We start from the raw sequence: 13,073 nt of genomic DNA, 5'->3' as shown, positions 1-13,073 counted from the left end.
GCGTTTTCTGGCTATCCTATTAAAGGCCTGCCCGTAGGTTGCCTGCACCGCAAGCCTGATTATGTGGTTCGTTCACCTGCACTCCTGTTATTCTAACAAAACGTTTTGCTACCTGTCGTTTGCACCCCGTGCCGCGACGCATCTATAAAGTTATAAAAATGAGATACGCACCTATCAGTCCGGACCTGTTCGTTCATAACCGGCACAACTTCAGCAGGCATCTCAAGCCTTCGGCCATCGCTATCTTTCACTCCAACGATGTGATGCCGACCAATGCCGACGGCACGATGGCTTTCCGGCAGAACAACGACCTGTTCTACCTCTCGGGCGTGGACCAGGAAGAAAGTATCCTGTTGCTGTTCCCTGATGCAAAAGACCCGCGCATGCAGGAGGTGTTGTTTGTGCGTGAAACCAGCGATCAGGTCCTGACCTGGGAAGGCTATAAGCTCACCAAACAGCAGGCCCGGGAAGTGTCCGGCATTAAGACCGTGTACTGGACGCATGAATTTAACGATGTACTGCACGGGCTGCTGTTTGAGGCAGAACACGTGTATCTGAACAGCAACGAGCACCTGCGCGCCGTGGTGGAGGTAGAAACCCGCGATGCCCGCTTTATTAAATGGTGCCAGCAACATTATCCGCTGCACAAGTATGAGCGCAGCGCGCCCATTATGCACCAGCTGCGCGCCATTAAATCGGAAGCAGAGCTGGCGCTGATCCGGAAAGCCTGTCAGATCACCGAACGGGGCTTCCGCAGGGTGCTACCCTTTATCAAACCGGGCGTGATGGAGTATGAAATTGAGGCCGAGCTCTACCATGAGTTTCTCCGCAACCGCTCCCGCGGCCCGGCTTATAGTTCCATTATCGCTTCCGGGGCCAATGCCTGCATCCTGCATTATGTGGATAACGACCAGGCATGCCGCGACGGCGACCTGGTGCTGATGGACTTTGGGGCCGAGTACGCCAACTATGCCTCCGACCTGACCCGCACGGTGCCGGTGAACGGCAAATTTACCCAGCGCCAGCGCGATGTGTATGAGTCGGTGCTGCGCGTAATGAAAACCGCCACCCAGATGCTGGTGCCCGGGAATACGCTGGGCCAGTACCACAAGTTTGTGGGCACCGTAATGGAGAACGAGCTGCTGCGGCTGGGCCTGCTGAACCAGGGCGATGTACGCAACCAGGACCCGGCCAACCCGCTGTATAGGAAATATTTTATGCACGGCACATCGCATTTGCTGGGGCTGGATGTGCATGATGTGGGCAGCAAGTACCGCCCGTTTGAAGAAGGGATGGTGTTTACCTGCGAGCCGGGTATTTACATCCGCGAAGAGGGTATCGGCATCCGGTTAGAGAACGATATCCTGGTCACAAAAAACGGCCCTGTGGACCTGATGAAGGATATACCGCTAGAGGCCGATGAGATCGAGCGCCTCATGCAGGCGCGCTAAGTGCAACAAAAAAGGCTGCTGGCATTTCCGGCAGCCTTTTTTATTGCACTTACCCTATATTTATGGGCTTTGCATTATTTTTTTATAACGCTTACAACTTTGTTTTCTAAAAACAGTTTGAGTTAAATAGTAATCCGCTATTGAAAGCCGCAGGCAGAGGTCCTGTGTAGTTGCTGTGCAATTCGGGTTGGCTATCAAAAGGTTGCGCAGCGTGTTTGACATATAATTTAAAACCGGCTTATTTATGATGCAACTCTACTTCTCATCCTGGATTTACCATTCCGCTACCTTTTCTGACCCCGCAGTTTTGTTAAATTTTTAACAACATAAAACTCGATTAGAAACATGCACGTATTGTCATATCAAAATATACTTTAAAAAATCATGCGAACAAAACTTACAAAACTATGTACAACAGCCCTCGCGGTAGCAGCCCTGCTGGTAACTACGAACGAGGTGCAGGCACAAAGTTCCGACCAGCCCACAAATCTCCAGATATATGGCAGTGCTCTACAATATAAGGGCGATCTAGAAAACCAGTACTGGGATCATAATAAGCTGGAATGGGGCGGAGGTATCAACCTGAACCGTTATATCAGCCCCTCTTTTGATGCGGGCTTGCATTTAACTTACAACCACACCAACGCCGAAGGCGCTATGGTAGGAGCAGTGTTGCCTAAGTTTGATGCCCACTTCGGAACAGCTATGCTGGGTCTTCGCCTGAAGATGTATGGCACTATTCTGAAAGAGGATGCTTTTATCGGACCATACCTGCAACTGGCCGGTGGTGGCGTTTGGACCAAAACAGATGCAACGCTGGCTGATGGTTCTTCTTTGCAGGACGACAAGTTCATTACAGCTGCTGCCATGGGTGGTGCCGGTATCCGCTTCCGCTTCTCTGACGCGGTTAGCCTCTTTATCGAATCCAACTACATGCTGACAGGCAATGATAAGTTCGACGGTGTTTCTGAAGGCGACAACGATCGCTTCCTGATGCACAATGTTGGCCTGGGCTTCGGTTTAGGAAAAGCAAAAGATACGGACGCGGATGGTGTGCCGGACAGAAGAGACAAATGCCCTGATACCCCAACCGGTGTGCAGGTGGATAAGCAAGGTTGCCCGATCGATACAGACGGTGACAGCGTGCCGGATTACCAGGATCAGTGCCCGACAGAGGCTGGCGTAGCCAACCTGCAGGGTTGCCCTGACCGTGACGGTGACGGTGTAGCTGATAAAGACGACCAGTGCCCTGATCAGGCTGGTGTAGCGAACCTGCAAGGCTGCCCTGACGCAGATGGCGACGGTGTAGCTGACGCTAACGATAAGTGCCCTGATTCTCCTGCCGGTGTGCAGGTTGGTCCGGACGGTTGCCCGGTAGATACTGACGGCGACGGTGTAGCAGATAACGAAGATATTTGCCCTAACACAGCCGGACCAGCTGAAAAAGGTGGTTGCCCTGAACTGGATGCCGCTACGCTGAAACTGCTGGATGAGAAAGTACGCTTCGAGTTTGACCAGGCCCGCGTAGACGACAGCTACAAGCAACTGCTGGATAGCATCGTAATGGTACTGGGTAAATACCAGGATCACGTACTGCTGATCAAAGGCCACGCAGACTTTATCGGTTCTGCAGAGTATAACCAGGCGCTGTCTGAGCGCAGAGCACAGGCGGTAAAAGATTACCTGGTATCGCAAGGTGTGCAGAACCCGGATCGTCTGGTAACCAGAGGCTACGGTGAAACACAGCCACTTGTAAAAGTGAATGAGCGCTTGTCTAGACGCAGAACAGAAGCTGCCCGGGCTAAAAACCGACGGGTTGGTTTCGAGATGAACACGCCGGACATGAAGCTGAATATGGAATAAGGCTTGCCTGAACAAGAGCTGAAACAAAAAGCGCCGCAGAGAGATCTGCGGCGCTTTTTTGCTTTTATATAGTTCAGATAAAACGGTATCTACTGCTATCAAGTATAAAGCCCTGATTTACTCTGGCGCAAGCGTCCGCTTGTGCCTTTCTCAGCCTTATGCCTTCATCCTTAACAAGTAATTTCCGTCATTTCCCGAATTTGGCACCGGTGGGTGGTTGCCATACTTAGGGAGCTACCATACCTATTAGTTGGCACAAGCGGATGCTTGCGCCAGGTAGGCGCCGGAGAAGCCGGGATTACGGAAAGTTTACTGTTTGGCAGCCAGCAAGTATAAAACGGCCATCCGGATGGCAACGCCGTTCTCGACCTGGTTTAATATAATGGCCTGTTTTGAGTCGGCGGCATCGGAGCTCAGCTCTACGCCACGGTTAATAGGGCCCGGGTGCATAATGGTTATTTCCTTGTCCAGGCTGTCGAGCATTTTTTTGTCGATGCCATAGTATAACGTATACTCGCGCAACGACGGGAAATACTTCATCTGCTGGCGCTCCAGCTGTATGCGCAGCACGTTGGCCACATCGCACCAGGCCAGCGCTTTGCGCACGTCTGTTTCCACTTTCACGCCCAGCTCTTTGATATACTTGGGCAGCAGCGTCACCGGCCCGCAGACCATCACCTCGGCCCCCAGTTTCTGGAGTGCAAAGATGTTGGAAAGAGCCACCCTGGAATGGAGAATATCGCCAATGATCACCACTTTTTTACCGGCCACTTCGCCATACTTCTCCCGGATCGAGAAGGCATCGAGCAGGGCCTGGGTAGGATGTTCGTGGGTGCCGTCGCCGGCATTTACGATATTGGCTTTGATGTGGCGGCTCAGAAAGTGCGGCGCTCCCGGGCTGGCATGGCGCATCACGATCATGTCCACTTTCATGGCCAAGATGTTGTTGACCGTATCCAGGAGGGTTTCACCTTTCTTTACCGAGCTGCTACTGCTGCTGAAGTTGATCACATCGGCAGAAAGCCTTTTCTCGGCTAGCTCAAAAGAGAGGCGCGTGCGGGTGGAGTTCTCAAAGAAAACGTTGGCAATGGTAATGTCGCGCAGCGAAGGTACTTTTTTGATCGGCCTGTTGAGCACATCTTTAAAATTATCCGCTGTCTCAAAAATGAGCTGTATGTCTTGCGGCGTAATGTCTTTGATGCCTAACAGGTTGCGGACGCTGAGCTCTTGCATAAGGAGGATTTATTCTTCTGTTTTGGTAATCAACCAGATATTGTCTTCATCGGCTTGCTGGTCTTTCCACTCGACCAGTACCCGTTGGCTTTGCAGGGAGTTTACCTGCCGGCCCACATAGGTGGCCTCAATGGGCAGGTGGCGGGTGTAGAGGCGGTCTATGAGCACGAGCAGTTCCACGCTGGCCGGCCGGCCATAGGCAATCATGGCATCCAGGGCGGCACGAACCGAGCGACCCGTGTAAAGCACGTCGTCGACCAGCACCACATTTTTGCCTTCTACCAGGAAATCGATCTTGGTGGCATTAGCCGTGAGCGGTGTTTCACGGCGTCGGAAATCATCGCGGTGGAAGGTGGTGTCCAGAAAGCCGGTCGGTACTTGCTTGCCCAGGATGGTCGCCAGGGTGCTTTGGATGCGTTGGGCTACAAACCGGCCCCGCGGCTGCAGGCCCAGGATCACAGAATCAGAAAAATCGCCATGGTTCTCGATGAGCTGGTGGCAAAGGCGCAGCACCATAATGTCGAGCAGCTGATGGTTTACGATGAGTCTTTTCTGCATAAGCCGGAAGTATAGCTGCAAATATAAAGAGTTACGCCAAATTGTTAAACTGCTGCCCGGTTTAATTGTTGATTGTTATTTGTTGATTGCTGTTAATGATCACAATGAAAGGTGTCAAAGGTATTTGACGTTGTTAAGTGCTACATCATCCTTTAAAAAATCTCAGCTACAAGGTATGAGTTAACCTATCCAACAATTAACAATTATCTATTCAACCATTAACAATTATCTATTCAACCATTCAGCCATTTAACAATCAACAATTAACACCCATCAATTAAAAGCTGATCTTGTTGACGTAAAAAACGTTTCGCACCTTGCCGGCTCCATTGATGCGCTGAAAACCGAATGCCGCAAAGTTGCTGCCATACCAATACTTAATGCCTTCTTCCGAGGTGTCTTCCACCTTGTCGGTTTTGTTGTAAGGAAGGATCTTGAGCGTTGTTTCCTCATCGGTATAGGTGTCGTCCTGCATCACGCGGTATACTATCTTTTCATTGTCGGGGTACGCCACGATCACGCGGCCGTCGGCGGGGTTTGCCCCGATTTCTACGGTATGGGTCAGTGTGGGCGTGATGATATCCCCGATCGGGAAGCTGTTGTCCCAGAGCAATACGCCCTCTTTATCGAATCCCATGGCTACCACATGCGTGTGCTTGTAGCCTTCTGGGCCTTTGGCAAACGAAATGGTGCGGTTAAAAGCATCCGAGGCGTTGTCGCGGAACTGCGGGTAATAGACTTCGGCAGCTAGCACATACCCGTTGGGCGTGGGGATCAGGTCGTGGAGCAGCATGCGATAACGGTAGCCCGGCTCTTTGCCGGCTTTCAGGCGTTCGGCCTCCCGGCGGCGCGTGCGCTCCTCACGGCGCGGTTTCATAAATTTCAGGAAGTTGCGCAGTTGCAGCACGCTGTAAAAGTTGGGAGCACGTTCCTCGGCCATGGCCGGCATGGTAAAAAAACCCTGGGTAAAGCGCACATCGCGGGCGCCATAGGTTCCTATCAGCAATTTTGTAATGCTGTCGCCGGGGCTCACTTCGGCATTCAGCAGGCTGCGGTCCTGCCGGGGTAGTATAAACTGGTTCACGATCAGCTCTCCGGCAGGGTTAAAGCTCTTGACCTGCAAGCGTGCCACGCGCCCATTCGATTCCGAAATGATAATATCCACCCGCTGGTGAGCCGCATCTACGAGTAAATCTGAAAAAGTGGATTCGTCGCCGTAAATGGCCGGCAAAGGTTTTAACTCGCCGTTATCGGGGTTGAGGTAAATCAGTAGCGGGCGGGTATCGTTTTTACTTTTCCCGATCAGGAAATAGCGGTTCTGCAGCACGCCGAATTCATAGATAGCTTCCAGCATTGCCAGCGTATAATCTTTTACCGAGGCTTTGCCGGTCGCCAGGTTTACCCGCACAATGGTATACTCCTGTGGGTTAATACCTCCAAAGAGCAGGTAAGTATAAGGCGCTTCCGTAAATGAGCGGATAAAGTTCTGGTCTGGTTTGAGCGGGGCATCGCTCGTCCATATTTCTTCCAGTTGTTGGTCGTAGCGGGTAAACCCGAAAGTGGCATCGGTCCCCCAACTGTCGCCGGTTTTATGGTATACCAGCAGGCTGCTGTCGGGCAGCGGAATCACCTCCACGTAGGTATCTTCCACGTTAAAGGGAAGTTCGAGGCGCACGGGCTGGCGGGGCGCCTGTGCCCAGAGTGGCCCGGCAACCAGCAGGAGGAGCATCCAGAGCAGATAGCAAACGTTAGCCATAAGAGGGTGTTGGTGCTACGAAGTACCGGAGTAATAGAAGGTATCGGTTAAAACCTTGTACTCTGTTTGGCTGCCAATCGTTGTTCTACTTCCCTGCTTTTTTCGGCTTGTTAGTTGCCCAGGGCCAGCAGCACGTCAAATTCCTCGCCGGTAAGCGGCATAACCGACAGGCGCGACTGGCGCAGCAGGCCAATATGCTCCAGGCGCTTGTCCTGCTTGATCTGCTCGAGCGTAACCGGGTCTTTAAAATCGCGGAAAGGCACCAGGTCCACGGCTACCCACTTGGGGTCGTCGGCCGTAGGATCGGGGTAAGCGGCTTTGTCTACCTGGGCAATGCCCACGATGGCTTTTTCAGAAACGCTGTGGTAAAACAGTACCAGGTCGCCGGGCAGCATCTGCTGAAGGTTGTTGCGGGCCTGGAAATTTCGAACGCCATCCCAGCAGGCGCGTCCCTGTTTTACCAGATCAGCCCAGGCATATGTTTCAGGTTCCGATTTTACAAGCCAGTGTTGCATGATGTATGATTGTAAGGATGAAGACAAATTAGAGTTATACTTAAATTGCACTTGCCGGCAGGCCACCAAAATGCGAGGGTTTATACTTGCAGGGAAGCTATGCCGGGAAGTATAAAAACGAAACAGGTTTTACATTCTTTCAGGAGGACAGCATTGGGGAGGAGGAAAACTTCCCCGGTCCTTCCTGCTCCTTAAATTCTTGTGCCAAATATCCTTGTACCTGTGTCTTGTCTACTTTTCTTCCGGCCCGGGATTTCGGCGCACTTTCAGCACGTTTTTTTCCAGCGACACGATCTCCAGGGTATAATCCTGCGGCAGCACGTCGCTTTCGTTCATGTGCACCTCCACCAGGTGTTTCCCTTTGAGCTGCCAGGTGCCTTCGTGCTCTTCCAGGCCGTCGGTAGGCGCGATCTCGTAGCGTTTTACAAGGCCGCCCGGCTCCAGCGAAAAGCCTGTGCGGCCCCGTGATGGCGGAAAATCATAGGTGTTGGGGCGGTAAACGGAGGTGTCGCCCTGGTCTTCCTCAAAAGAGTGCAGCCAGATCCTGTCCATCAGCCCTGCCTGCAGCGTATCGCCTTTTTTGCAGGTGTTGGCCAGCAGCAGCAGGCACAGAATACAAAGCAGCGATGCGTGTTTCATACGTAAGGAGTTAGGCCGGGCGGTAATTTGTAAAGCGAAGGTACAAATTTCTGCGTTTATATAGAAGTGAGTGAATATAAATGCCACGAGCGGCATGGTTTGCCCGGATTTTTTACCTTTGTAACATACGTGATAAAACCTTGGAAAATAAGAAAATCATCAGGCTGTTTAAGCTAACCGCCGAGCTCATGGAGCTGCACGACGAGAACCCGTTCAAGGTGCGCTCTTATACCAATGCCGTAGCGGCGCTGGAGCTGGTAGAAGAACCCCTGGAAGGCAAAAGCCAGGCAGCCCTGGAAAGTATAGCCGGCGTGGGCAAGGGCATTGCGTCCAAGATTATCGACATCAACCAGACCGGCTCTTTTGCCGAGCTCGACCAGCTGTTTGCCGCCACCCCGCCGGGTGTGGTAGAGATGCTGGGCATTAAGGGGATCGGCCCTAAAAAAGTGCGCGTGATCTGGAAGGAGCTGGGCACCGAAACAGTGGAGGAGCTGCTGGACGCCTGCGAGCAGGACAAGCTGAGCAAGGTAAAAGGCTTTGGCGCTAAAACCCAGGAAAACATAAAACAGGCCCTGCTCTTTACGCAGCAAAGCCGTGGCAAGCTGTTGTATGCCGAGGCCGAGTCTGCCGCCACCGAGCTGCTGCAGCGTCTGCAGGAAGCCTTGCCCGACGCGCAGGTAACGGTGGCCGGCCACGTGCGCCGCTGCCTCGAAATTGTGGAGACTTTGCAGTTTGTGGTAGCCACTGATGCCTTTGCAGCAGCAGAAGAAAAGCTAAACCAGCTCGAAATATTGGCGCAGGACGAAAAAGCCTCCGGCCCCCTGGTATGGCGCGGCCTGCATACGGTCAGCGACCTGCCAACCGAAATATACCTGACTACTCCTGCGGGCTTTGCCAACGAAACATTCCTGCGGTCGTCCTCGGAGGCGCACCTGACGCATATTTTTGCTGCCGGCAAAAGCCTGCTGACTGTGGTGAAGGAAGAAGCCCATGCCTCGGAAGAAGCTATTTATGCCGCAGCAGGCATGGCCTACGTGGTGCCCGAGCTGCGCGAGGGCGCGGGCGAGCTGCAACTGGCTATGGATAACAAGCTGCCGCAGCTCCTGGAGCTCTCCGATCTGAAAGGCATTTTGCACAACCACAGCACTTATTCCGATGGCGCGCATACCCTGGAGCAGATGGCCATGGCCTGCCGCGAGATGGGATATACGTACCTGGGCATATCGGACCATAGCAAAACGGCTGCCTATGCCGGCGGCCTACGCGAAGGCGACGTGCTGCGCCAGCAAAAAGAGATTGATGACCTGAACCAGAAAATGTCTCCGTTCAAGATCTTCAAAGGCATCGAATCCGATATTCTGGGCGATGGTTCGCTGGACTATGCGGACGATATCCTGGCTACCTTTGATTTTATCGTGGCCTCCATCCACAGTAACCTCAACATGGACGAGCAGAAAGCCACCGAGCGCCTGCTGCGGGCTATCGAAAATCCGTACACCACCATGCTGGGCCACCCAACCGGCCGTTTGCTGCTGCGCCGCGAAGGGTATCCGATCAACCACAAACTGGTGATCGATGCCTGCGCCGCCCATAACGTGATCATCGAAATAAATTCAAACCCTTGGCGCCTGGACCTGGACTGGCGCTGGGTGCAGTATGCGCTGGAAAAAGGCGTGATGCTAAGTATAAACCCCGATGCCCACCACACCAGCGGCTACCACGACATGAAGTATGGCGTACTGGTAGGCCGCAAAGGCGGACTGACCAAAGAAATGACCTTTAATACCAGGTCGGTGGAAGAGGTGGAGACGTATTTCAGGGAGCGGAAGGAGAAGATAAAGTAGATCTGGCGCAGGCATCCTCTTGCGCCAGATCTACTTTATACTTTAGCAATGGTAGTAGCACAAGCGGACGCTTGCGCTAGTATAAGCCAGCAAAAATAGCGTCAGCGATTAAAGTATAAAATGCCAAAGATCCTCATCCTCCGTTTTTCCTCTATCGGCGACATTGTGCTGACCACGCCCGTTATCCGCTGCATTAAACAGCAGGTGCCGGGGGCGGAGGTGCATTACTGTACCAAAAAAGCTTTCCAGGCCATTGTAAGCAACAACCCGTACGTGGACAAAGTGCATGTGCTGGGTGATAATCTGAGCGAGCTGGTGCAGACGCTGAAAGCCGAGAACTTTGATTACGTGGTGGACCTGCATAACAACCTGCGCACCCGCATCATCAAAACACGCTTGGGCAAGCCGAACAAAAGCTTTAACAAGCTTAACTATGAGAAGTGGCTCATGGTAAATTTTAAAATAAACCGCCTGCCCGAAGTGCATATTGTGCAACGCTACCTGGCTGCCGCTTCCGCTTTAGGCATACAGGACGACGGCAAAGGATTGGACTATTTTATACCTGCCCCGGATGAAGTAGCTATTCATACCTTGCCGGAGGGTTTTCAGAAGGGCTATGTGGCTTTTGCTATCGGGGCGCAGCATTATACCAAGCGCCTGCCCACCGAGCGCATCATCGAACTGTGCGAACGCCTGAACCAACCTGTTATACTTTTAGGAGGCAAAGAAGATGCCGCCACAGGCGAGGAGATAGTTGCTTATTTCGAATCCCGAACAACGAACGACGCACAACGCACAACCATTTACAACGCCTGCGGCAAGTATAACCTGAACGGTTCCGCCTCGCTGGTGCGGCAGGCCACGCAGGTCGTGAGCCACGACACCGGCCTGATGCATATTGCAGCGGCCTTTCAGAAAGAGATCATCAGCGTCTGGGGCAATACCATCCCGGAGTTTGGCATGTACCCCTTCCGGACAAAGTATAAAACTCTGGAAGTGACAAATCTCAGCTGCCGCCCCTGCTCCAAGATCGGCTACAGCAAGTGCCCCAAAGGCCATTTTAAATGTATGCGCGATATTTCGTTTGATGATCTGATGATTTGAAGATGTGGAAATTTGGAAAGGAGAAAATGTAAGTATGCCCAAGTATAACTTAACCTGGCACGAAACGGATGCCCGGCTGCTGGAGGCGTTGCTACTGGCAACTGCCGACGAAAGCGGTGCAACGTTGCAGGATGTGCTGCTGATGGCTGATGCGGTGGATGGAACGGTGTTTACGCTGCCCGAAGTAGAGGAGGCTCTGGAGAAACTGGTAGCCGGTAGCGTTGTGCATATCCGGAAAAATAAGCTTCTCCTGGCGCCGGAATTTCTGCAGGCTTATGCTCCAATAGCCGGCGCAGCGAACGAGCCGGAACAACTGCTTCAGCTACTACAAACGCATCCCCTAACCGAGCAAAGTATAACAACAGCCAGAGACATCCTGAAGAAGTATAAACTCAAGAATCACTACCAGCAGTACATGGAGCAGTTTGGGTAGAGGATCTGGAGATTTGAAGATGCAGAAGATGCTTAAATTATACTATACCGATTTGTAACAAGCAGAACGTAAATTATCCCGTCTCCTGAGTGGCCATCTCATCATAAAAACAAAACAGCCGCTGAGTTATACTTCAGCGGCTGTTTTGTTATCCAATCCTAAAATCTTCAGATCCCCTAATCCTCAAATTAACCAATCTTCTCAAACCCGAGGTATGGATGCAGTACTTTTGGCATGGTAATGCCATCGGGCGTCTGGTTATTTTCCAGGATGGCGGCGACAATGCGTGGTAGCGCCAGCGCACTGCCATTCAAGGTATGCAGCAGCTGTGTTTTGCCCGACTCGGTTTTATAGCGCAGTTTCAGGCGGTTGGCCTGGTAGGTCTCAAAGTTAGAGGCAGAGCTTACTTCCAGCCAGCGGCCCTGCGCGGTAGAGTATACTTCCATGTCGTAAGTAAGGGCCGAGGTAAAGCTCATGTCGCCGCCGCACAGGCGCAGCACGCGGTAGGGCAACTCCAGCTTTTGCAGCAAGCCCTGGATGTAGCTGCTCATCTGCTCCAGCGTTTCATACGATTTCTCGGGCAGCGTAATCTGTACAATTTCTACCTTATCAAACTGGTGCAAACGGTTCAATCCGCGTACATCAGCACCCCACGAGCCTGCTTCCCGTCGGAAGCAAGGCGTATGGCCGGCATTGCGGATAGGCAGCTGCTCCACAGGCACGATCACATCGCGGTAAATGTTGGTAATGGGCACCTCGGCCGTTGGGATCAGGTATAGATTGTCTTCGGTAGCGTGGTACATCTGCCCGTCTTTGTCGGGCAGCTGGCCCGTGCCGTAGCCCGACGCCTCGTTCACCAGGATCGGGGGTTGCACTTCCATGTAACCCGCTTTGATGGCCTCATCCAGGAAAAAGTTGATGAGGGCACGCTGCAAACGGGCACCTTGTTTTTTGTACACCGGAAACCCGGCGCCGGTAATTTTATTGCCTAGCTCAAAGTCAATGATATCATACTTCTGGATCAGTTCCCAGTGCGGCAGGGCCCCGGCGTGCAGCTGCGGAATTTCACCGTGTTGCAGAACTATTTCATTGTCTTCGGCTGTTCTGCCTACGGGCACACTTTCGTGCGGCAGGTTGGGCAGTTTGTATAGCGCCTTCTGTATTTCCTCCTCAATGCCGGAAAGTTGGTCCGCCAGGGCTTTGGTTTGCTGCTTCAGTTCCGATGTCTGCGACTTGTAAGCCTCGGCTTTTTCTCTCTCCCCGTTCTTCATCAGTACGCCAATTTCTTTCGAGATCGTATTGGCTTTGTTCTGAAGGTCATCGTGCTCGTTTTGTACCTGTCGGCGCTGCTGGTCGAGCTGCAGCAGAGCAGCCACTTCGGCGGCTGCATTTTTGTAGTTTTTTTTGGTCAATCCGGCCACTACCTGGTCGGTTTGCTCTCTTAAAACGGATAGCTGTAGCATACACTGGTGTTAGATAGAGGTACAAAAATAGAGTTTTTTGTGTAGTATGCGGCAGTTATGGAAAGTTTTACATAAAAACTGAAACTTTTCTTCCTAAATACTCGGTATTATTTGTTAATTAAAGGGCATTGCAATAACATTGCATTACAATTGGAGAAGGCGCTTTTCCTAGGCCTCACACGTTACTCTGTCGCAACCTATTCTTTTTCCTGAT

The 13,073-nt window shown here is 52.2% G+C and carries 11 protein-coding genes; 5 read left to right on the top strand and 6 right to left on the bottom strand.

All coding sequences use genetic code 11. The features are described from left to right. Positions 1–158: 158 nt before the first annotated feature. Both LWL52_RS18430 and LWL52_RS18425 read left to right on the top strand, forming a co-directional pair. The gene (locus tag LWL52_RS18430) at positions 159–1,451 is read left to right on the top strand and encodes an aminopeptidase P N-terminal domain-containing protein (RefSeq protein ID WP_242923026.1); all 1,293 of its coding nucleotides are present in this window, start codon (positions 159–161) and stop codon (positions 1,449–1,451) included. Between the two features lie 384 nt (positions 1,452–1,835). After that, entirely contained in the window at positions 1,836–3,314 is a 1,479-nt protein-coding gene (locus tag LWL52_RS18425; RefSeq protein ID WP_242923024.1) for an OmpA family protein, read from the top strand. 309 nt (positions 3,315–3,623) lie between these two features. Here the strand turns inward: LWL52_RS18425 and LWL52_RS18420 are convergent, their stop codons facing one another. From LWL52_RS18420 to LWL52_RS18400, 5 genes are all read right to left on the bottom strand, one after another. Further along, on the bottom strand, positions 3,624–4,547 hold the full coding sequence (locus tag LWL52_RS18420; RefSeq protein ID WP_242923022.1) for an aspartate carbamoyltransferase catalytic subunit: 924 nt from the start codon (positions 4,545–4,547) through the stop codon (positions 3,624–3,626). 9 nt (positions 4,548–4,556) lie between these two features. Beyond that, the gene (gene pyrR / locus LWL52_RS18415; RefSeq protein ID WP_242923020.1) at positions 4,557–5,105 is read right to left on the bottom strand and encodes a bifunctional pyr operon transcriptional regulator/uracil phosphoribosyltransferase PyrR; all 549 of its coding nucleotides are present in this window, start codon (positions 5,103–5,105) and stop codon (positions 4,557–4,559) included. A 277-nt stretch (positions 5,106–5,382) separates the two neighbouring features. Then, positions 5,383–6,861: a hypothetical protein gene (locus tag LWL52_RS18410; protein WP_242923018.1), complete on the bottom strand. Its 1,479-nt coding sequence runs from the start codon at positions 6,859–6,861 to the stop codon at positions 5,383–5,385. A 110-nt stretch (positions 6,862–6,971) separates the two neighbouring features. Continuing rightward, complete coding sequence (locus tag LWL52_RS18405; protein ID WP_242923015.1) at positions 6,972–7,376, bottom strand: EVE domain-containing protein; 405 nt, start codon at positions 7,374–7,376, stop codon at positions 6,972–6,974. A gap of 231 nt (positions 7,377–7,607) precedes the next feature. Next, positions 7,608–8,015 carry a hypothetical protein gene (locus LWL52_RS18400; RefSeq protein WP_242923013.1) on the bottom strand — a complete coding sequence of 136 codons (408 nt, stop codon included), beginning with the start codon at positions 8,013–8,015 and terminating at the stop codon, positions 7,608–7,610. 140 nt (positions 8,016–8,155) lie between these two features. Between LWL52_RS18400 and polX the strand changes: the two genes are divergently transcribed. From polX to LWL52_RS18385, 3 genes are all read left to right on the top strand, one after another. Then, positions 8,156–9,859: a DNA polymerase/3'-5' exonuclease PolX gene (gene polX, locus LWL52_RS18395; RefSeq protein WP_242923011.1), complete on the top strand. Its 1,704-nt coding sequence runs from the start codon at positions 8,156–8,158 to the stop codon at positions 9,857–9,859. Between the two features lie 120 nt (positions 9,860–9,979). Then, entirely contained in the window at positions 9,980–10,963 is a 984-nt protein-coding gene (locus LWL52_RS18390) for a glycosyltransferase family 9 protein (RefSeq protein ID WP_242923009.1), read from the top strand. 4 nt (positions 10,964–10,967) lie between these two features. After that, positions 10,968–11,396, top strand: coding sequence for a hypothetical protein (locus tag LWL52_RS18385; protein ID WP_242923002.1), 429 nt, complete (start codon positions 10,968–10,970; stop codon positions 11,394–11,396). A 188-nt stretch (positions 11,397–11,584) separates the two neighbouring features. Here LWL52_RS18385 and serS read toward each other — a convergent pair whose 3' ends face one another. Beyond that, the gene (serS, locus tag LWL52_RS18380; RefSeq protein WP_242923000.1) at positions 11,585–12,859 is read right to left on the bottom strand and encodes a serine--tRNA ligase; all 1,275 of its coding nucleotides are present in this window, start codon (positions 12,857–12,859) and stop codon (positions 11,585–11,587) included. Between the last annotated feature and the right edge of the window lie 214 nt (positions 12,860–13,073).

The organism is Pontibacter liquoris (assembly GCF_022758235.1).
Lineage (GTDB): Bacteria > Bacteroidota > Bacteroidia > Cytophagales > Hymenobacteraceae > Pontibacter > Pontibacter liquoris.
Note: the sequence above shows the minus strand (reverse complement) of the source record. Positions and strands in the feature narration are given on the sequence as shown.